Origin of the sequence: Leisingera methylohalidivorans DSM 14336, from assembly GCF_000511355.1 — a bacterium.
Lineage (GTDB): Bacteria > Pseudomonadota > Alphaproteobacteria > Rhodobacterales > Rhodobacteraceae > Leisingera > Leisingera methylohalidivorans.
In genome coordinates this window covers 86257-105221 of the sequence record NC_023136.1, presented here as the reverse complement: position 1 = coordinate 105221, position 18965 = coordinate 86257, and the positions used below count along the sequence as shown (strand labels likewise).

The window sequence follows — 18965 nt, the reverse complement described above, 5'->3', positions numbered from 1 at the left end:
AACGGCCTCTATCTCGGAGAACAGCCATTCACGCCTGGGGCGGCGAATTTGCGGCATGAGGCTAGAGGGTGTTGTCACGTAAACGCGGCGCCGGTTGTCGGTGTGCCGACATCAGCGTAATCGAAGTGTATGACCCAGGCTTCGATCAGCTGCAAACGCCACCGCTTCCCGCCCGCGATCATCGCTCACGCGGTCTGGCTGTGCGTCCGTCTCAATCTGAGCCTGCGCGAGGTCGCGGAGATGATGCTGGAGCGCGGCATCGATGTTTCCTACGAGACGGTCCGACGCTGGACCCGCAAGTTCGGGTCGCTGATCGCCTGCAACTTGCGCCGCCGGCAGGCCCGCCCCGGCGATGTCTGCCATCCGCAAAGCGATCGGAGCAAAGACACTGGATCCAAAGCTGCTGACGGCCGCTGAAAAGCTGCAATACGAAGGCTATCTGCGCCGCCAGCAAACCAACCGGATGGTTCGCCAAATGGCTGATGATGGCGTGCCGATCCGGCGGATCGTTCGCCAGACAGGGCTCAGCCGCCAGCTCGTCCGTCAGATTTTGCGTGGGGAACGCGAGGATGTTTTCCGCATCCGTGAGAGCAGTCTGACCCCTTGGCTGCCACGGCTGGAGCGGGAATGGGCGGACGGCTGCCGGAACGGCGCCGAACTCTGGCGCCGGCTGCGGGCCGATGGTTTCCAGGGCAGCCTCCGTGTCGTCGGGGAATGGGCCACGCGCCAGCGCCGTGCCGAGCGGGCAGCGCCATCGGGCACAGAAAAATCGCCGCCCGCGCGCAAGATTGCCCGCCTCCTGACCTTGGGCCGGGATCATCTGTGCAAGGCAGATGCCATCCAAGTCGCAAGGATCGAAGCTTCGTTGCCAGCTCTCGCCACAGCCCGAAGGCTGACCGACCGGTTTACGGACATGGTACGCAATGCTCGCGAAGACGCGCTGGAAGAATGGCTGAATGAAGCGGAGGACGGGCTGCTCGGTGCATTCGCTCGTGGGCTGCGGCGCGATCAAGCCGCGGTCGCCGCAGCGCTGAGGGAGCCATGGTCGAACGGGCAGACCGAAGGGCAGATTAACCGCCTCAAGACGCTCAAACGCCAGATGTATGGAAATCGACCTGCTCAAGCCGCGGCTCGTTCAAGCGACCTGATCTGAGAGGGGCCGAAGTTGCACCAAAACGGAGTCAGAGCCAAAATTGCATGCCTGTTCACACCGCGATGATCACTGCGTCAAAAACTCTTGCTAAACAGGAACCGTTCACACAGGCAATGCCCCCGTCCCTATTTAGTGCAAAATCTGAACTAAATTCGCTACTAAATTAGTACTAGATGCAAAAGTTAAAGTTAGGCACACTGAAGAAAAGGGATCTCTTGATGTCCATCCGTAGGAGAAACATGCTCTACTGCCCGGTCAATATGGCCTGCGAAGTGTTGCAGCCACGCTGGACCATCCACATTCTGGCTGAGATGTGGTGGGGCACTTCCCGCTTTAACGATTTTCGCCGTGCTATCCCGCGAATGTCGCCCTCGTTGCTTTCCAAGCGGTTGGCGGAGTTGGAGCATCGTGGTCTGATCGAGCGTGTTGAAGATAAGGCTACTGGTAAAGTGGAGTATCTGCGAACTCAGGCGGCCGTCGAGCTCGAGCCGATCATCGATGTGCTCGGCAAATGGGCTTATCGCAATGCAGATAGCAGCGAGGAAGTATGCAACGCCGAACCTGGCGCTTTCGTGTGGAACCTGCGCCGATCCATTGATGCCGAAGCACTTCCTGCCCGTAGAGTAGTGATCAAACTGCATTTTCCCGATCAGCCCAAAACTGAGCAGAACTATTGGATCACAGCCAGACCACGAGCGCCGGTCGATGTCTGCTATATCGATCCGGGTTACGACATCGATCTTTACATCACTTGTGAACTGGCGATTCTTGTGTCGGTCTATTTCGGCTATTCCAGTCTGACAAGGGAGATCGAGAACGACCGGATCAACCTGATCGGGAAAGCCTCGATCGCTCGCAGCATTGATCGGTGGCTTATCCTGAGCTCTTTCGCACGGGACGCGCCAATTGGGTCCGACGTCAAATGAATTGTAAGCGTTGCCCACGCCCCACGCGGGATCAGCTTGGCGGAATGAAGTTCCAGGGGCGTAGTTCATCAACCCGGCTGGTGGGGTGACCTGCAGCGATGGCTTCTAGGGTGGCCTTGAGGTAGGCGAAGGGCTCAGCCATTGATCTTTGCTGTGGCGATAAGCGAAGCGATGCGGCCCCAGGCTCGGCCGCCTTCATCATGGCCGCCGAATAGTGCGTTCTTTCTTGTGTGGGCCAGTTCCCGTTCATTCTGCCCATGTCGGGCAAGTTTACCGGGTGCAAATAAGTTGGCAATGCCTTCGGTCGGGGTGAACGGCGCGACCGTGTCGCAGGTCGCACAGCGCCACGAGATCAGGCGGCAGCAGATCTATGTCTGGCGATACGAGCTGAGGAGGAAGGGGCTTCTGACGCCAGACGACGCGACGCAATTCCTGCCCTTCGATATTACGTCGCCGCCGGAACCGCCGGGAGCGTGCGCCCCTGAAGCGAACTTGGCGTTGATTGAGGTGGTTCTACGCAATGGTCGCAGCTTGCGGGTCGATGCCCATGTGGATGCGGCGGTGCTGACCCGTTTGATCCAGGCGGTGGAGGCGGCATGATCGGCCCGGGCACCGGCATTCGCGTTTACCTGGCCTGCAGTCACACTGATATGCGCAACTATGTGGCGACGATTATTATGCGGAGCCGTGTACATCGTCTCTCTGATTGTGGTTTTTACAGACGGTTAGGCAAAACAAAAAAGCACATGCGCCCCGCATAACTATGCTCTCCCGCGATGGTTTCACTCCTTGAGGAGAGAGAAGATGACTGCCCAGTACCGTAATCGCTGGTTCCTGGATCCGGGGTCGGTTTCGTTGTGGATCGATCAGTTCGCGGACGAGCTTGGCCTCAGAGGTATTCGCCGCTGACCATTGAAGGCTACAGGGCACCGGCACGCCATTTCGCAGTTTGGCTGGAAAGCACCGGTATACCTATGGTGAGCGTCGATGATGGAGTTGTTCGTCGCTTCGCCGAACACCAGTGCCAATGTCCCGACGGGCGGCGATGGCAGCATGTCTCACCAAAGTATGCGCGACGTGCCAGAAGGTTTGTTGTTTTCCTAAAAGGTGCGGGCGTCGCACCTCCGCCGTTAAAGGCCGCGTCAGAATTTCCCTTGCTTGACGACTATCAGCACTGGCTGCGTTTGCATCGGGGTTTGGCGGAACGGACAGTCTCCCGTCATATCCACATCCTCAATAAGCTGTTGCCGGAACTCGGTACAGCGACCCACGATTATGATGCTGCCCGGATACGCATTGTTGTCCGCAAATGGCGGGGGCAAACCGGTCCGGCCGGCCTGAGAACCATAACAAGCGCCTTGCGAAGCTATCTTCGCTTTCTCGCCGGCGCGGGCTTGTGCCGTCCCAACCTCGATCACGCCATTCCGCCGGTCATACAATGGCGTCTTTCGTCGTTGCCGCAGTATCTGGCAGCCGCAGATGTGGAACGTGTCATTGCATCCTGCGATCAGCTTGCCCGGGGGCGCCTGCGGGACCGGCCGATCCTGCTCCTTCTGGCGCGCCTGGGGTTGCGGGCCGGGGATGTCGCTGGTCTCAGACTGGGCGATATCGACTGGAACGCCGGTATGCTGCAGTTGAGTGGCAAGGCGCTTCGCCAGGTTCAGCTGCCATTGCCGCAAGATGTAGGCGATGCGCTTCTCGCGTATGTCGAACAGGAACGCCCGCGCGTGCCCCAGGACGCGGTCTTTCTCATGATGGTCGCCCCTTACCGCTCATTTGATCAGTCATTCCACGTCTCGACCATTGTGGCGCTGGCCTTGAAGCGCGCCGGCATTTCCGATCCGCCATCGAGCGGAGCGAGCTTGCTGCGCCACTCCGCGGCAACTTCGATGCTGCGGTCGGGGGCCACATTGGAAGCTGTCGGCACGGTTCTACGCCACCGCTCGCTTAAAATGACCGCGCAATATCGGCCAAGTTAATCCGCAAATGGTCTCCGCAACAAATCGCAGGCTGGCTGATGCGCGAACACCCCGATGATGAGCACAAGCGCGTCTCCCATGAGACGATCTACCGTGGCCTGTTCATCCAAACGCGCGGCGTTCTTAAGAAGGAATTGCTGGCGCATCTGCGAGCAACGCGGTTCATTCGTCGGTCGCGTCATGCCACCCTGAAGCGCAGTGGCCTCGGCCGAATCAGAGAGACCGTATCGATCCGGAAAAGGCCGGCGGATGTCGAGGACCGCGCCGTACCAGGACACTGGGAGGGCGATTTGATAGCCGGGTCCGGCAACAGCTTCATCGCGACCCTGGTTGAGCGGCATTCCCGGTATGTGATGTTGGCAAAGGTGGGCAACAAGGACAGCCACAGCGTTGTACAGGCGCTGATCAAGCAGTCAGATAAGCTCCCAAAGGAACTGTATCGCTCGCTCACTTGGGACCGTGGTACGGAAATGTCAGGGCATCGAAATTTTACTCTGGCGACCGATATCGACGTCTTCTTCTGTGATCCTCACAGCCCGTGGCAACGTGGCACAAACGAAAACACAAACCGATTGCTGCGCCATTACTTTCCAAAGGGCACTGATTTGTCGATACATAGCCAAGCAAAGCTGAGTGCTGTCGCCAGGCAGCTCAACGAACGACCTCGAAAGACGCTCAACTACCAAACACCTGCCGAGCGTTTCCAAGCCTGTGTTGCGTCGATCCGTTGAAACCACCGTTCATACCTGGGATGCCTATGCCTACAGCTTCCAACTGCTGGTGACATTCGCCGCCGGGCGATTGAGAAAGCGGCCGTGCCTTCTACAGATCGAAGACATCGACGTGCCCACGATCCTCGCCTTTCTCGAGCACATCGAACAGACGCGAGGCAACAAGGCCCGTACGCGCAACGCAAGGCTGGCAGCCGTAAAGTCCTTCTTTCGCTATCTCGAGCACCGAGTACCTGCCGTGCTGGACCAGGCGCTTCGGGTGCATGCCATTCCAATGAAGAAGGTTGATCAGAGGCTTGTAGCGTCGCTTTCGAGGACAGAAGTACAAGCGCTGCTCGATACGCCGGATCGGAGGACAGCATCGGGCATCCGTGATCGAGCCATGCTGCATCTGGCTTTTGCTGGAGGGCTGCGCGTTTCTGAACTCATCAGCGTCGGGCTCAACCAGTTTGACGGGCGGTCACCTGCCAGCATCCACATCATGGGCAAAGGACGAAGGGAGCCCGTGCTGCCGCTCTGGCAGGAAACCGCTGCCGCAATTCGCGCCTGGATCGCAATCAGACCCGAAATTGGCGACACCGCGCTCTTCCTGAACAATGCCGGTCGAATGATGACGCGTGCCGGTTTCGAATATATTCTCGAGAAACACACCAATACGGCTGCCCGCATCGCGCCCCCCCTGGAGGCCAAATCGATAACGCCCATGTTCTGCGGCACAGCTGCGCAATGCACATGCTTCAGGCGACCCGGGACATTCGCAAGGTCGCACTGTGGCTTGGTCACGCCACGCTCCAAAGCACCGAGATCTACTTGCGCGCCGACCCAACCGAAAAACTCGAGATGCTTGACGCTCTGGAGCCGCTCGGCATCAAGCCGGGCAAGTTCCGGCCACCGGACAAACTGCTCGCGATGCTTTTTCGCGCGGTAGAATAGTTATGCGGAGTCAATGTAGGCGGAACCGCCAGGAAAAGTGCCGGTCTGCTACTTCGGCTCCGCATAATAATCGTCGCCACATAGTTGCGCATGTCTGTGACGCCGCAGGCAAGATACACCCGGACACAGGTTCCTGGGCCGATCATGCCGCCTCCACCGCCTGGATCAAACGGGTCAGAACCCCTGCGTCCAGATCACTGGGAAACCGGAGGCACCGCCCGTGGGCCAGGCGCAGCTCTACTGGAACGGAAAGGCTAGCAATGGGTTCCTCTGCTAACGCCTCGGCCGCCGGGAGGTCAACCGGCAGAAACACGGCCCCTCGGTCAGGCTACCATAGACCCTTCCGCTTCAGCTCGTATCGCCAGCCATAAATTTGCTGCCGGGTCACATCGTGATGCTGTGCCACCCGCGTTACCGTTGCCACGTCGATCCCCACAGATGTGACGATCGCAAGCTTCTCCTCGTCGCTCCAGCGCCGACGCCGTTCAACGCCCAAGATCTCGCCGCGCATGACAAACTCCCCATAAGACACGTCGGTAACGACGTCGTTATGCACGTGTCTTAGAACATCAGGAGAAAATCAGGCAGGCGGTAGAAACCGGGCGCTTACCGAGCAACTGGAATTGGCGCTGGAGGACCTGCTGGTTGCGCTCGCCGAGGCGGATGAACTGCCGCCGGAGGGCGACGATGAGCCGGAGACGGACAACCAGACCCCGGAACCAGCCGAACCGCGGGAGTCGAGGCGCCGTCGTCCGAAGGTGACCGACGAGGGCATCGACGAATTGCGCGACATGCTGGCATCAGCACGAGTGTCCGTTGAGGCATGGCACAGCTTCCTCGAAGACTTCGTCGCTGAGCCCGACATCATCGCCCGCTGCGGTAAAAATCGGGCGTTTACGCTCAGTTTCTCTGTCGGCGCCCATCAATGGCTAATGGCTGCGCTTAAAGCGCTCACCTCTATCGGAAGGCAGCTTTCAAGGCCTCTGACAGTCGATCGAGATCATTGTCAGTGACATGAAGATATGGAGCGAACCTCAGTGAGTTTCCGCGGCGGCTCAGGTACACTTTCCTCTCAGCCAGGGTTGGGAGCAGTGTCTCAGGGATGCCGCCTTCAAGACCAGCACCCAAAATGTTAGGGCTCCGCACTTCCTTGGAGACAGGCACGAACCCGTAGGGCTCCAGGATCGCCGCGATCCGGTCGTTAATTCCCTCAAGCGTTTCGGCGATGTTCGCCACGCCCCACTCGGCGATCTGTTCCAGCGCTACGACACCGCCTGGCAGGACTGACGGGATGTTTTTCTGTCCCATTTCGAAACGCCGCGCCCCAAGTTGGTACTGGTCGTTGTACTTTATAAGGTTCTCAAAAACATCCGCTTCGGCACGGCTCAGCCACGTTTCTTCCAGCGGGCGGGCCTCGTGCCACTTCGGGTCTGCGTAGAACAGGCTCAGACCATAGGGGCAGAGCAGCCATTTATACCCGGCTGATATCAAAAAGTCTGGTTTTAGCGTGTCAATGTCGATGGGCTTAGCCCCAAGAGATTGGGTAACCTCAAGAATGAAATACGAACCGACCGACCGGGCCGCCTCGGCGATCCGATCGAGGTCAAGCAGGGTCCCGTTCGTCCAATGGCAATTCGGTAGGGCCAACAATTTCGTCTTGGGCGTGATCCGGTCCAAAACGGCTTGTGTCCAGTCAAAGTCGGAGGGCGTAGGAACAACCACAAATTTGGCGCCCGTCACCTGCCCCAGACGCTGCCACGGCAGGTAGTTCGACGGAAAGGCCTCATCCAGGACAATGATCTCGTGGTCGTCTGTCAGGTGTTCTTCAAGAATGCGGGCCGCAGTAGAAGCACCGTAACTGGCAGAGGGTGTCACAGCGATATTGTCAGCGCTCACCCCAAAGGCGCGGCCTGCTGCGGCCCGGAAGGCTTCCGCGTCATCGAAGAAGTGGTTGGGTTTGCGTTCCCATGGCCGGCACTTGGATAGCGCTCCTTCAACCAAGGCTTTGCCGGCCTTCACCAACAATGGCGTATTATAGGAACAGTTTAAGTAAGCGAGGTCCGCCGGGATGTCGAATAGATGCCGTTGGGAGGGTATGATTGCCATCGGAGGGAATGCCTTTGCCTTAGATCAACCGATAGAACCGGTTGATTATTTCAGATATAACAGCCAACAATTTCATTGTATTCGGGACAGTACCCCCAGGTTTCGTTGATGGCATGGAGGCCCCCACCAGACGGCATCGAAATGTGCCAAAGGGGGGGCGCTGCGATGGATTGAAGACCTCGGCCATTCAGGCAAAACAAAGCGAGGTTTCACCGGCCAAGGACCGGGCCGAGAACCGAAGCCGCCGTTCAAGTCAACTTCGCAAAGGTCTGCTTCAGAAGCCCACCCCCTCCTTGGCACATGCGATAGCATCCAGAGTACGCTGAATGTCACCGTCCGTTGTCGCCCACGATGACACTGAAAAGCGGATCGCTTCTCGCCCCTGCCAGTTGGTGGGACCAAACCATGCGTCTCCGCTGTTTTGCACATCTGCTGCCAATTTGGCTGCCCATCCATCTGCCAAAGGCAGCGACGCGACGACTTGGTTCAGGACCACCTCGTTGAGGACTTCGAATCCCTGTTTGCGCAGTCCAGCGGCCAAGGTCTGCGCGTGTTCGCTGGTCCGATTGATCATCTCGGACAGCCCGTCGCGACCCAACGAATGCAAGGCGGCCCAAATCTCGACCCCCCTCGCGGATCGAGAGAACTCAGGCACCATATCTTTTGGCGCGGCATCGCCGCCAACCTTGAGATAGGGCGCTTGTGTGGCCATGGCCGCATGGACCGAGGTAGGATGTTTGCAAATGGCAAGACCGCATTCGTAGGGTGTATTGAGCCACTTGTGCCCATCCACAACCCAACTGTCTGCACTCTCATACCCGGCTAGTTGATCGCGGGTAGTATCACTCGCCGCGGCCCAAAGGCCAAATGCGCCATCAACATGCACCCAAGCGCCATTCGCGCGTTCTACGATCTGCGCAACGGGATCACTGGCACCTGAGTTAACATTGCCAGACTGAGCAAGAATAATAGTGTTTTCATCCGGGGCCGGCAGATGGTTGGCATCCATCCGGCCTTGTTCGTCACAAGGCACCCACTCAATAACATCCGTGCCGACCCCGAGCATCGTCAACGCCTTCAAAACCGTCACATGGCTTTGCGCTCCCGCTATCACCCGCAAGCGCGGCGCGCCCCAAAGCCCTCGTTCTAGTACATCCCACCCTTGTTGCGCCAAGATCGCGTGGCGTGCACCAGCAAGGCAGGTGAAATTAGCCATTGTCGCGCCCGTGACAAACCCGACTGAGCTTTGCGCGGGCAGGCCCAGCACATCGAGCAGCCATTTTGCCGCAACCTGTTCAAGTTTTACACCGATAGGGCTGGTTGCGTCGTTAAAGACGACCTGATCCCAGGCACTCGTCAATATCCGTGCGCCCAAGGCTGCCGGCAAGGTGCCACCCACTACTAGGCCAAAGAACCGCCCACTTGTTGTGGCAGTCGTGGCTGGAGACCCTAGCGTATTGAGCAAGCACAGCGTTTCGGTTGGGTCCGTGGCTGCCGTCGGCATGTCCGTGTCGAACCCGCTCAGGGCGGCAATCGCCTCATCGGATACTGCGACAGCTCGGTCATGGATTGTTTGAAGATAGGTCTTGGCCATCTTCAAAGACACAGAAAGCACGTTGCGAGATTGCAATAGGGGATCGGACACGGTATATCTCCATAGAAGAAGTTCTATATAGGCATTCTTCAATATGAATAACGATCCGTCAACCTTGGATGTACTGAAGGCGCTTGGAAATAAAAACCGGCTTCAAATCCTGAAGTGGATCCTTTCACCGACCGAGTATTTTCCACCTCAGCGGGATGGTGATTTGATTGAGGACGGTGTTTGCGTTGGCTTTATCACGCAAAAGATTGACCTTACCCAACCCACGGTGACCGCGCATATGAAGGTCCTGGCTGATGCGAAGCTGGTGACATCAAAGCAGATCAAGAACTGGGTGTTCTACAAAGCGGACCGGGAGCGCATCAAAGGCGCTCTTGCTCGGATGGGAACAGAGCTTAAGCTCTAGACAGGACGTTCACCGGCATTGCCTGTGTGGACGGTTCCTGTTTAGCAAGAGTTTTTTGACGCAGTGATCATCGCGGTTTGCGGTCATGTGTCCGGCCTGATTGCGCGGCACCGATGACCGCTGGCCCTGATGAAGTCCGCGTGCCAAGTCCCGATCAAGTTGCCGGACTACGTCTGTCCTGGCAATGCCACGGGGTGTTCTGGCTGCGGCTTGCTTTGATCATCATCACGTCTATTGCCCTTGCATCTCAGCGTGCTGCGTAAATACAGCAGTGTTGTTCACTGTTTATGCGGCTCGATAGGTTCCCCCTCTCGCCAAGAGCGCCCATATGATCCGAGCAGTTTTATTGGCCATTGCGACACTGACCAGTCGAGGAGCCTAGCGTTCCAGCAGGCTGCGGATCCAATTCGCCGTTCGCGTTTGCGTATCGGCAACACGCCTCAGAATGGCTGTGGCCACAACCACCAGAAGTTTACGCAAATATCCGTCTCCCATTTTGGTAATCCGTCCCAGCCGCTCTTTGCCGCCAGACGAATTTTGCCGGGGAACCAGCCCGAGAAAGGCTCCGAACTGGCGGCCGGACCGGAAGAGTGACGGGTGAGAACGGCGGTGAGAAAGTCGAACACGGAAGCGGCGGGATGATCCTGCTGCGGTCGGCGTAAAAGTCGTCCACCTTTGCCCTTCTTTTAACGGAAGGAGACGCCAGCATTGACCACGAAATAACCGCTGATACATAAACAAGGGTGGGTCAAATCTCGGTGAAAATACCGGGTCAGTTCTCAGTGAAAATCAACAGCACCACCGCAAGCCCCCATGACCACAAGCGATGCCGGATAATCGGCCATGAAGCGATGGAATTGCCCCCGCGTGAGCTTCTTTCGGAAAATAACAGCCCCGTCCGCAGCCGCGCCGTGCAGCTGGAATACGTTCTTTGCCAGATCAACGCCGATGATGATATCTTCCGTCATGGTTGCCGTCCTTTCCATTTGAATGTGTTGTTCACACTCTCATTCATGGCACATCGCGATGCCGTCAGGGGAATTGGCGGCAACCACCCCATCTAAAATGTCACCCTTTAGCAATTCAGGAATGTCACTCTCTCCTGCCATGAGAACAGGCAGCGGAAGCAGATATGGGATGGGTAACAATGAGCAAGCCCGAACTGAACCGCATGAAGGTTTTGGCGCAGATCGATGATGGCCGGCTGACGGTTGCGAATGGAGCGAACATGCTGGGGCTGAGGCGCCGCCAGGTGTTCCGGCTGCTGTACGGCATTGCCCGTCAATAGGATTCGAAAATCAACCGCTTGATCTCCTCCACCCCAAGCTCCGGTGGCAGAAAATCGTTGCTCATCAGGATTTCCGCATAGTACGGGACATTTGCCAGCCGTTCCTCCAGCGATTCGGTGACGCCCATCCGATAATATCCGCTCTGGTGGAAATAGGTCGTCAAAGCCCTCACCCGGGCTGCTCGGCCCTGAAACCCGAAGTCATTGAACATCTCTTCCAGCTGGCCGATCCGGCGGGCGTCGACCTTTTTCAGCACCTCAGCCGTTGCCGGGCAGGAATGGGCCCAATCGCGGATCGCATTGTCGTATTTCGGATCGTAGTCGGTTTCGCTTAGCAAGACCCGCACATAGCCAAGATATTTCCGGCGGCAGTCGCGTTTTGGGTCATCGAATACACGGTTGAAGACGGCAGAATTTGAAGTTACCCAATCTTCACGCAGCGCCTGCAAAAGCTCGTCAAGGTTGGAGAACAGCCAGTAGAAGGCCCCGGTTGTCGCATCCAGCTCAGCTGCCAGGCGGCGCAAGCTGAGCCCTGATATCCCATCGCTGACCAGAATACTGCGGGCGGCCGCAACCCAATCCGCCTTTTCGAGAGGCGTTTCCTTGCGGTCTGTTTTCTTTGCTGTGCCCATGAATCCGGCATTTCCCCCTGCGGCATTTTTGTTTTCCGTGTTGACAATTTATATCGGCGCACCGCAACAATCCACCTTACGTAACGACTGTTATGCGTGCGGACAACCGCATGTGGCATCAGACGGAGAAGGTGATGTTCATGAACTGGATTTTGAAAAGCGCAGCGGCGATTGTCCTGCTCGCAACGCAGGCGGCGGCGGGCACAACGCTGAAGTTTGCAACGGACTCGGGCGCCGAAGGCTCGCCGTCTGGAAATGCGCTGAAACGATGGGCTGAGCTGATTGAGGAGGGCTCGGACGGCGAAATCGATGTGCGCGTCTTTTACCAGAACCAGCTGGGCGGCCAGCTGGAGCTGTTCGACCTGTTTGTTGCCGGGGAAGTGGACATGCTGCTGAGCTGGCCCTCCACCTCCTATGACAAGCGCATCGGGCTGCTTTACACCCCCTACATGGTGACCTCCTGGGAGGAGGCGTTCGAAGCCTACAAGCCCGGCGGCTGGGCCAACGAAACTCTGAACGACGCCTTTGCGGGCCTCGGTATCCGCTATTACGGGGCCTGGCCGGAAGGGTTTGCCGGCGTTGCCACCCGCGGTGGTTACGCGCTGGATCTGGAGAGCGCCGACGGTATGAAGGTCCGTACTCCGCCGTTCTTCCCGATGCCGCAGACTCTGCAGGCGATGGGCTATCAGACCGCGGCGATCGACTGGTCGGAGGTTTTCACCTCGATCCAGACCGGTGTGGTCGACGGTGATGCGGGCAATGTGATTTACTGGGATTACGAATACTTCCGCGACGTGCTGGATTACTACGTCCGCACTAAGCACGTCTTTGTCACCGGCAGCCTGATCGCCAATGCTCAAAGCATGGAAGGGCTGTCCCAAGAGCATCAGGATCTGGTCCGCGACAGCGCTATCACTGTCATGCAGGAGCGCTTCGAAACGGCCCGGGCCGATGACGAGAAATACGTCCGCATGGCCGTTGAGTCCGGCATGGAGTACTTTGAGCTGACTGACGAGCAGCTGCAACCGATGGTCGAGAAAGTCCGCGCTGAAGTCTGGCCCCAGCTGGAAGCGGATCTCGGGCCGGAGATCCTCAGCAAGATGCGTGAACACGCTAAATGATCTGACCAGAGGTACAGATCTCTCCGGCGGGCAGCCAGCAAGCTGCCCGCCGCCCTGTTTGCAAGGCTGGAATTCTCATGCTGCTGAAACTGCTTCACTTTCTGGACCGCGGACTTACGGGCCTTATGGCTGCGGCCATCATCGTCAGTACCGCCGCAATTATCGGGCTGATCACCTTTCTGATCCTGTCCCGTTTCGTGTTTGGATGGTCCGTTGTCGGGCTGCTGGAGCTGTCCACCTTATGCGCGATCTGGCTGTACATGACCGGAGCTGTTCTAGCCTCCCGCAACAAGGAGCATATTGTCGTGGATTTCACCGCACAGGCAATTTCCTCGCCGCGGCTGCAAGCACTGCATGAACTGCTGGTGGCGGTGATTGTGCTGGTGCTGGGTCTGTTCTTTCTGTCGCTGGCGCGCGACATGCTGGGCTGGTCCTTCCGGCGGCCGCAGACGACCCCGGGCCTGGGCATTCCGCTTCTTGCGGGACAGGGCGCCATCGTATTCGCCGCTGCGGCCGCCACGTTATATGCGCTGCGCGATGTCGTGGCCGGCATTCTGAAACTGTTCATTCCCAGCAGGGAGACCTGAGCTATGGAGCCGATCTGGGCAATCCTCATCCTGTTGGTCCTGATGGTGTTCGGCGTGCCAGTTGCCTGGTGCTTCGCCGGCGTGCTGATGTACCTTGTCTGGGCTTATGACGTCTCTACCCTGACCCTGCTGCTGCAGGGTTTCCGGTCACTGGATTCGGTTATCTTGCTGGCCTTGCCGCTGTTTGTGCTGGCGGGTTACCTTATGCAGTCCGGCGGCGTTGCCCGCCGCCTGATCAGCTTTATGGAGCTGATGGTCAAAGGCCGCAAAGGCGGGCTTGGCGCGGCGCTGGTACTGTCTTCGGGCATTTTCGGCGCCATCTCAGGAACCGCGACCGCTGCGGTTGCGTCGATCGGCACAATTATGATCGGGCCGCTGGCTGACCGCGGCTATCCGCGCGGCTACACTGCGGCGCTGCTTGGCCTGTCATCGCTGCTGGGCATCCTGATTCCGCCGTCGATCACCATGATCCTGTTCGGCGTGGTCACCCGCCAGTCGATTACCGCGCTGTTTGCAGCCTCTGTTGTGCCGGGGCTTCTGCTGATGATCGGGCTGATCCTGTTCAACAAAATCATGGCTGGCCGGTTTCTTGCCGCTCGCGAGAACCTGCCGCCGCCCGCGGAGGTCACTCAGGAGAGCGGCTTCAGCATCACTTACAAGGCGCTGCCAGCGCTGTCGATGCCACTGATTATCCTGGGGGGCATCTATGGCGGGGTATTCACCCCGACCGAGGCGGCCGCCGTGGCTTGTGTGACCGCCATTCTGATCGGTTTCTTCATCTACCGGGATCTGACCTTTGGCCGTCTGCGCGACAGTCTGATTTCAGCGGGCGAGACCACCGGCACGATCATCTTCATTCTGCTGTTCTCGTTTATGATCGGGCGGGTGATGGTGGCCGAGGGTGTGCCGCAGGAGCTGACAGAATTTGTCACTGGGCTGACAGACAACCGGATTCTGATCCTGCTTCTGGTAAATGTCTTCCTGATCTTCGTCGGCATGATCATGGATGATCTGTCGGTTACTGTTGTGATCGCGCCGCTGTTCTTGCCGCTGATGCTGGCTAATGACGTGGATCCGGTGCATTTTGGAACCATTGTCGCCTGTTCAGTTGTGATCGGCGCCAACAGCCCGCCGGTTGCGCCGATCCTGTATATGGCCTGCCGCACCGGCAAGGTCTCGATTCACCGGGCAGTAGCGCCGGCGTTGATGATGATCTTCTGGGTTGCGCTGCCGGTGATGCTGGCGGTAACCTTCCTGCCAGCGCTATCGCTGTTCCTGCCTCGGCTGATAGGCGTCTACTAGGAGTGGTTTCCAGAATCTGGCACAGCCTGGCAGGGCAATGCCCTCACAGTCAGAGGTGTGGCGGGTAAGATGCGCGCCACACCGCAAAAGGACCTTGCCGCAGGAGCGCGCCCTGTCGGTTATAGGGCGAAGGAATGCAAGGGGTCTGTTGCGTTGGGCTTTCTAGGCTGAGATTTGCGGTATTTCCGTTTCCACTCAAGCGGTTTCAAAACAGAGGTTCGCGGCGAAGACGATCCCGTGGTAGAAGCCGCGCTTTGGCTGGGTCAGATGCTTGGGCACCGCTTGGTTGCTCTCGATCCGATTTTTCAGGTGTTTGCCTGTGATTTGGCGGATCTCTTTTTCTGGCCCCAGCCGTTCATTGATCCCGCCGATCCCTTTGCCGTAACTTCGGGTTTTACCGGTGCAGCGCCGGCGCGGCGGACACGAACCCCATCACGGCCCCTGTTCTTCCAGTTGTCGGCGGCGCGCGCAAAGCGGTCATTCAAGCATATGCAAACCCGTGTCGCCATGGCCGGTCTGGCGCAGCGGCCAAAGTTGGACTATCGACTATTCACGGTCTGGGACGGAGGAACCACTTATGACGAAATTTCTGAAACATATGGGCGCCATGATGGCAGCCGGCGTGCTGCTGGCAGGAACAGCCCAGGCTGAAACGCGGGTGACCTACAAATCTGCCAAGAGCGGCTCCTCTTACTACCAGATGGGGGTGGAACTGGCAGAAGCAATGAAAGCCGGAACCGATGGCGGCATCATCGTCACCATCGAGGAAAGCCAGGGGTCGACCCAAAACGTAATGGAAGTGCGGGCGCGCGGCGGCGACTATGTGTTCACCACTCCGCCAGCGCTGGTCGGTCTCGCGCAGCAGGGTAAAGGCCCCTTCGAAGGAAAGTCGGCGCCGCAATTCGATGAAATCCGGGCGCTGTTCCCGATCCCTTCTCTGACCATGCATTTTGTGATGGCCGGCGAAGGCGGCACCGGCACGCTGGACGACCTGGCGGGCAAGACTGTGCTGCTGGGCAAGGGCTCGTTCGGTGCGACCGAAGGCGAGAAGTACCTCACCCTGTTCGGCCTCGCCGACAAGGTGAAGATCGCCGATGCGGAGCTGTCGAACGCGGTTGCCGCACTGAAGAACGGCCAGATCGGCGCCTTCGTCACCGCCGGCTCCTTCCCGGCGCCGAACGTAGTGGAAGCGGCCGCCTCGACCCCGGTGACGCTGCTGTCGCTCAGCCCGGAACAGGTGGCTGAGACCAAGCGCACCCGGCTTGTGATCCCGGCAGGCACTTACGCTGGTCAGGATCAGGACGTGGTGACGACCTCGCTGCCGGTGGCTGCCTTCACCACCACCAAGATGGACGACGAAACCGCCTACCAGCTTACCCGGACCTACTGGGAACAGAAGGCCAGGATGGCCGGCACCTCGGCCTGGTGGGGTGGCGTAACCGCCGATCTGATGGCGCATATCACCACGCCGCTGCACCCGGGTGCAGTCCGCTATTACGAGGAAGCCGGTATCGCCCTGCCGGACGCCCGGAACCAATAAGAGCCACAGCGGCGCACTCAAGGAGGCTCCCGTTTCCGGAGCGCGCCGTTTCTTTTGCCGAAAGCCCGCCTCATGACCCATCTTCCGAAAAGCCGTCTTGCGGCCGGCTTCTGGCTGCTGCTGGCCGCAGGCCTGGTCAGCTACCACCTCGCCCTGGTCTTTACCGGCATCGTGCCCAACCTGGTCAGCCGGCCGCTGCACATGGCTTTCATACTGCCGTTCGCGCTGGTGTTCGGCGTGCAGGAGCGCTGGCGGCTGCTATCGGGGATCGTGCTGGCAATCTCGGGCTGCGCCGCGGCAGTCTGGGTGGCGCTCAACGCCGATGCCCTGGGCGACCAGTACGGCTTCCTCGAGGGGCGCGGCCAGGTGGCCATTGCGGTGGTACTCTTGGCAGTGGTGCTGGAAACCGCGCGCCGGGCTATCGGCTGGCCGCTGCCGGTGGTGGCAGCGCTGGCGCTGCTCTACGGGCTTTTCGGCCAGCACATTCCCGGCGAGTTCGGCCATTCCGGCACGCCGCTGGAAAGCTTCCTCGGCACCCTCACTATCGCCGAGGGCGGCATCTGGGGATCGCTGACCGGGGTGTCGGTCGGGGTGGTGTCGATTTTCGTGATCTTCGGCGCGGTGCTGAACGCGGGCGAGGCAGGCCAGGGTTTCATGAATGTGGCCGGGGCCGCCGCGGGCCGTCTCAAGGGCGGCGCGGCCAAGGTTTCGGTTATCTCATCCGCGCTGTTCGGTTCGATCTCCGGCTCGGCGTCGGCCAATGTCGCCTCTACCGGCGCCATCACCATGCCGGCGATGACGCGGCTGGGCTACCCCAAGCGGCTGGCGGCCGCAGTCGAGGCGGTGGCCTCCTCCGGCGGTCAGATCATGCCGCCGCTGATGGGGGCGGGAGCCTTCGTGATGGTGGAGCTGACAGGGGTGCCCTACACTTCGATCATGGCGGCGGCAGTGCTGCCGGCGCTGCTCTATTTCCTGGCGGTCTGGGTCGGCATCAACGCCTACAACCGCCGCTTCGACCTGCGCGGCGTGCCAGCCGAAGAGCGGCCGCAGCGGCGCGATGTGATCATCACCTCGCTATTCTTCCTGGTGCCGTTCAGCGTGCTGATCTGGAGCATGTTCGGGGCCGGGTTCACGCCGGAATATGCCGCGGCGCTGTCGGTGATGGCCGGTGCTGTGCTGCTGGTCTTCAACGCCGAGATGTCCTTTCGGCCGCGCCAGATCCTCGACCGCACCGCTGCGGCGCTTCTGAACGGGGCACGGCAGGTATCGATGATCGCCGCGATCATCCTCTGTGCCTCGATCATCATCGGCGTGCTGTCAATCACCGGGCTGGGAGTGAAGATCACCTCGCTGATTATCCAGGGGTCGGGCGGACTGCTGTGGCCGTCGCTGATCCTGACTGCGATCGCATGCCTGATCCTGGGCATGGAAGTTCCGACCACCGCGGCCTATGTGATCTGCGTTTCCGTCGCAGGACCGGCGCTGACACAGCTTGGGCTTGAGCCGTTGCAGGCGCATCTCTTCGTATTCTGGTTCGCGCTTCTGTCCACCATCACTCCGCCGGTCTGCGGCGCAGTGTTCATCGCAGCCGGCATGATCGGGGAGAGCTGGCTGAAGGTGGCGCTCACCGCAATGTCGCTGGGCGTCGGGCTGTACCTGATCCCGCTGGGGATGGTGGCCAATCCGGGCATCTTAAACCTCGCCCATGATCCGCTGAACGCGCTGATAGCACTGCTGCGCATGGGCGTGGGGCTGACGCTGGTCTCTGCCGGGCTGATCGGAGCGCGCCGCCTGGCTCCGACCATAGGACTCTGCGGGCTTGGGCTCGCGGTCACGTTCTCCGGTCTCTGGATCTGAGCACGGCCGGGCCGAAGCTGACCGAAATCGAGGTCAGCCTGAACCGGTCCCGGCTTTCAGCGTGATGTCCATAAAGCACTGAAAGTTGTCAGCGCGTGCTTATTCTTCAGCGGGGCCGGAAAAATGACCGAAAGGCCCGGCTTCGCGGCCCTGCCCTGTTTCCGCCGTCAGGATCTCTCCCGTTCTGTGACGGCCTTGAACGCCGGACGATCGGCGCAGCGCCTTATCCAGGCTTGGACGGAGGGCTGCTCCGGCATGGCGTCCGGAAGCCAATGAAAGGGGCTCGACAGCAGCAGGTCGACCGCCGAGTAGTCCTCTCCGAGAAGATAGGGCTGGCCGTCCAGCGCTTCGGACAGGCGGGCGAAAACGGCATCCAGGTCGCGGAATGTCGCGTCCAGGACGGGATGATCGATCTTCGCCCAGTCGAGCACCAGCACGGGCTCCATCACGCCCTGATAATAGAACAGCCAGCTCAGAAAGGCGCCGCGCTGCGGGTGCCCGGCGGGACGGCCGAGCCCGGCCTCGGGGAACTTGTCAGTCAGGAAAGCGACGATTGCACCGCGCTCGCGAACATGGTCATTTCCGTCGGTCAGGTAGGGCACCTTACCCTCGGGATGCGGATTGCGCGGGTCCGGACCGCCGCTGCCATCCTGCCGGTCGACGGTGACGCCGATCACATCGATACTGTCGGCAACGCCCAACTCCTCGATCAGGACAAGGATGGACGTCGAGCGGGAGTTCGGGGCGTGGTAGAGTGTCGGCATGGGTATCTCCTGGAATTGCGTGATGCCTTGACTTAGC

Annotated in this window: 17 protein-coding genes and 7 pseudogenes; 16 read left to right on the top strand and 8 right to left on the bottom strand. The window is 59.4% G+C overall.

The genetic code is table 11. The features are described from left to right. Window positions 1–129 precede the first annotated feature (129 nt). From METH_RS21650 to METH_RS21640, 3 genes and pseudogenes are all read left to right on the top strand, one after another. A pseudogene (locus tag METH_RS21650) lies at window positions 130–363 on the top strand (IS6 family transposase); the annotation flags it as partial. Continuing rightward, window positions 350–1153: pseudogene (locus METH_RS21645) on the top strand (transposase); the annotation flags it as partial. The pseudogenes METH_RS21650 and METH_RS21645, both read left to right, overlap by 14 nt. A 239-nt stretch (window positions 1154–1392) precedes the next feature. Beyond that, the gene (locus METH_RS21640; protein WP_156927571.1) at window positions 1393–2079 is read left to right on the top strand and encodes a winged helix-turn-helix transcriptional regulator; all 687 of its coding nucleotides are present in this window, start codon (window positions 1393–1395) and stop codon (window positions 2077–2079) included. Window positions 2080–2110: 31 nt separating this feature from the next. Here the strand turns inward: METH_RS21640 and METH_RS23630 are convergent. Continuing rightward, window positions 2111–2324 (bottom strand): annotated as a pseudogene (locus tag METH_RS23630) (transposase domain-containing protein); the annotation flags it as partial. 64 nt (window positions 2325–2388) lie between these two features. Between METH_RS23630 and tnpA the strand changes: the two are divergent. The 4 genes and pseudogenes from tnpA (at window position 2389) to METH_RS25060 (ending at window position 5722) form a co-directional block, all read left to right on the top strand. Beyond that, entirely contained in the window at window positions 2389–2679 is a 291-nt protein-coding gene (tnpA, locus tag METH_RS21630) for an IS66-like element accessory protein TnpA (protein ID WP_245603028.1), read from the top strand. Window positions 2680–3053: 374 nt separating this feature from the next. Further along, window positions 3054–4058, top strand: a complete 1005-nt coding sequence (locus METH_RS21625) for a tyrosine-type recombinase/integrase (protein WP_245603027.1) — start codon at window positions 3054–3056, stop codon at window positions 4056–4058. Next, a pseudogene (locus tag METH_RS21620) lies at window positions 4040–4789 on the top strand (IS30 family transposase); the annotation flags it as partial. The gene METH_RS21625 and the pseudogene METH_RS21620, both read left to right, overlap by 19 nt. After that, window positions 4749–5722 (top strand): annotated as a pseudogene (locus tag METH_RS25060) (tyrosine-type recombinase/integrase). The pseudogenes METH_RS21620 and METH_RS25060, both read left to right, overlap by 41 nt. A gap of 328 nt (window positions 5723–6050) precedes the next feature. On the opposite strand, the gene METH_RS23625 reads toward METH_RS25060, so the two are convergent. Then, window positions 6051–6233, bottom strand: a complete 183-nt coding sequence (locus METH_RS23625) for a transposase (RefSeq protein ID WP_156927570.1) — start codon at window positions 6231–6233, stop codon at window positions 6051–6053. 112 nt (window positions 6234–6345) lie between these two features. Between METH_RS23625 and METH_RS24225 the strand changes: the two genes are divergently transcribed. Next, the gene (locus METH_RS24225; protein WP_044008830.1) at window positions 6346–6735 is read left to right on the top strand and encodes a hypothetical protein; all 390 of its coding nucleotides are present in this window, start codon (window positions 6346–6348) and stop codon (window positions 6733–6735) included. Here METH_RS24225 and METH_RS21600 read toward each other — a convergent pair. Beyond that, window positions 6680–7828, bottom strand: a complete 1149-nt coding sequence (locus tag METH_RS21600) for an aminotransferase class V-fold PLP-dependent enzyme (protein WP_024092426.1) — start codon at window positions 7826–7828, stop codon at window positions 6680–6682. The genes METH_RS24225 and METH_RS21600 overlap by 56 nt on opposite strands. A gap of 274 nt (window positions 7829–8102) precedes the next feature. Beyond that, a complete protein-coding gene (locus METH_RS21595; RefSeq protein WP_024092425.1) occupies window positions 8103–9422 on the bottom strand; it encodes a pyridoxal phosphate-dependent decarboxylase family protein in 1320 nt (439 codons plus the stop codon). Window positions 9423–9516: 94 nt separating this feature from the next. Between METH_RS21595 and METH_RS21590 the strand changes: the two genes are divergently transcribed. After that, window positions 9517–9837, top strand: a complete 321-nt coding sequence (locus METH_RS21590; RefSeq protein ID WP_024092424.1) for an ArsR/SmtB family transcription factor — start codon at window positions 9517–9519, stop codon at window positions 9835–9837. Window positions 9838–10122: 285 nt separating this feature from the next. On the opposite strand, the pseudogene METH_RS24220 reads toward METH_RS21590, so the two are convergent. Both METH_RS24220 and METH_RS24215 read right to left on the bottom strand, forming a co-directional pair. Next, window positions 10123–10434, bottom strand: a pseudogene (locus METH_RS24220) (transposase); the annotation flags it as partial. A gap of 232 nt (window positions 10435–10666) precedes the next feature. Beyond that, window positions 10667–10805 (bottom strand): annotated as a pseudogene (locus METH_RS24215) (IS110 family transposase); the annotation flags it as partial. 179 nt (window positions 10806–10984) lie between these two features. Between METH_RS24215 and METH_RS24210 the strand changes: the two are divergent. Continuing rightward, the gene (locus METH_RS24210) at window positions 10985–11125 is read left to right on the top strand and encodes a hypothetical protein (protein ID WP_024092422.1); all 141 of its coding nucleotides are present in this window, start codon (window positions 10985–10987) and stop codon (window positions 11123–11125) included. Here METH_RS24210 and METH_RS21580 read toward each other — a convergent pair. Continuing rightward, a complete protein-coding gene (locus tag METH_RS21580) occupies window positions 11119–11757 on the bottom strand; it encodes a TetR/AcrR family transcriptional regulator (RefSeq protein ID WP_024092421.1) in 639 nt (212 codons plus the stop codon). The genes METH_RS24210 and METH_RS21580 overlap by 7 nt on opposite strands. A gap of 110 nt (window positions 11758–11867) precedes the next feature. Between METH_RS21580 and dctP the strand changes: the two genes are divergently transcribed. From dctP to METH_RS21555, 6 genes are all read left to right on the top strand, one after another. Continuing rightward, window positions 11868–12878 carry a TRAP transporter substrate-binding protein DctP gene (gene dctP / locus METH_RS21575; protein WP_245603026.1) on the top strand — a complete coding sequence of 337 codons (1011 nt, stop codon included), beginning with the start codon at window positions 11868–11870 and terminating at the stop codon, window positions 12876–12878. Between the two features lie 77 nt (window positions 12879–12955). Continuing rightward, window positions 12956–13465 (top strand): TRAP transporter small permease, encoded by a 510-nt coding sequence (locus tag METH_RS21570; RefSeq protein WP_024092419.1) that lies wholly within the window; start codon window positions 12956–12958, stop codon window positions 13463–13465. Between the two features lie 3 nt (window positions 13466–13468). Continuing rightward, on the top strand, window positions 13469–14767 hold the full coding sequence (locus METH_RS21565) for a TRAP transporter large permease (protein WP_024092418.1): 1299 nt from the start codon (window positions 13469–13471) through the stop codon (window positions 14765–14767). A gap of 174 nt (window positions 14768–14941) precedes the next feature. Then, window positions 14942–15418, top strand: a complete 477-nt coding sequence (locus tag METH_RS24415; protein ID WP_169731265.1) for a hypothetical protein — start codon at window positions 14942–14944, stop codon at window positions 15416–15418. Then, window positions 15345–16307: a TAXI family TRAP transporter solute-binding subunit gene (locus METH_RS21560; RefSeq protein ID WP_024092417.1), complete on the top strand. Its 963-nt coding sequence runs from the start codon at window positions 15345–15347 to the stop codon at window positions 16305–16307. Before METH_RS24415 ends, METH_RS21560 begins: the two co-directional genes overlap by 74 nt. Before the next feature lie 72 nt (window positions 16308–16379). Continuing rightward, window positions 16380–18164, top strand: a complete 1785-nt coding sequence (locus tag METH_RS21555; RefSeq protein WP_024092416.1) for a TRAP transporter permease — start codon at window positions 16380–16382, stop codon at window positions 18162–18164. Between the two features lie 167 nt (window positions 18165–18331). Here the strand turns inward: METH_RS21555 and METH_RS21550 are convergent, their stop codons facing one another. After that, window positions 18332–18928 carry a glutathione S-transferase family protein gene (locus METH_RS21550; RefSeq protein WP_024092415.1) on the bottom strand — a complete coding sequence of 199 codons (597 nt, stop codon included), beginning with the start codon at window positions 18926–18928 and terminating at the stop codon, window positions 18332–18334. Between the last annotated feature and the right edge of the window lie 37 nt (window positions 18929–18965).

What these genes read in the sequence shown, in the direction of transcription:
- METH_RS21640 (WP_156927571.1), top strand. Translation starts at nt 1,393, where the DNA reads ATGCTCTACTGCCCGGTCAATATGGCCTGCGAAGTGTTGCAGCCACGC.
- METH_RS21625 (WP_245603027.1), top strand. Translation starts at nt 3,054, where the DNA reads ATGGTGAGCGTCGATGATGGAGTTGTTCGTCGCTTCGCCGAACACCAG.
- METH_RS23625 (WP_156927570.1), bottom strand. Translation starts at nt 6,233, where the DNA reads ATGCGCGGCGAGATCTTGGGCGTTGAACGGCGTCGGCGCTGGAGCGAC.
- METH_RS21600 (WP_024092426.1), bottom strand. Translation starts at nt 7,828, where the DNA reads ATGGCAATCATACCCTCCCAACGGCATCTATTCGACATCCCGGCGGAC.
- METH_RS21595 (WP_024092425.1), bottom strand. Translation starts at nt 9,422, where the DNA reads ATGGCCAAGACCTATCTTCAAACAATCCATGACCGAGCTGTCGCAGTA.
- METH_RS21590 (WP_024092424.1), top strand. Translation starts at nt 9,517, where the DNA reads ATGAATAACGATCCGTCAACCTTGGATGTACTGAAGGCGCTTGGAAAT.
- METH_RS24210 (WP_024092422.1), top strand. Translation starts at nt 10,985, where the DNA reads ATGAGCAAGCCCGAACTGAACCGCATGAAGGTTTTGGCGCAGATCGAT.
- METH_RS21580 (WP_024092421.1), bottom strand. Translation starts at nt 11,757, where the DNA reads ATGGGCACAGCAAAGAAAACAGACCGCAAGGAAACGCCTCTCGAAAAG.
- dctP (WP_245603026.1), top strand. Translation starts at nt 11,868, where the DNA reads ATGTGGCATCAGACGGAGAAGGTGATGTTCATGAACTGGATTTTGAAA.
- METH_RS21570 (WP_024092419.1), top strand. Translation starts at nt 12,956, where the DNA reads ATGCTGCTGAAACTGCTTCACTTTCTGGACCGCGGACTTACGGGCCTT.
- METH_RS21565 (WP_024092418.1), top strand. Translation starts at nt 13,469, where the DNA reads ATGGAGCCGATCTGGGCAATCCTCATCCTGTTGGTCCTGATGGTGTTC.
- METH_RS21560 (WP_024092417.1), top strand. Translation starts at nt 15,345, where the DNA reads ATGACGAAATTTCTGAAACATATGGGCGCCATGATGGCAGCCGGCGTG.
- METH_RS21555 (WP_024092416.1), top strand. Translation starts at nt 16,380, where the DNA reads ATGACCCATCTTCCGAAAAGCCGTCTTGCGGCCGGCTTCTGGCTGCTG.
- METH_RS21550 (WP_024092415.1), bottom strand. Translation starts at nt 18,928, where the DNA reads ATGCCGACACTCTACCACGCCCCGAACTCCCGCTCGACGTCCATCCTT.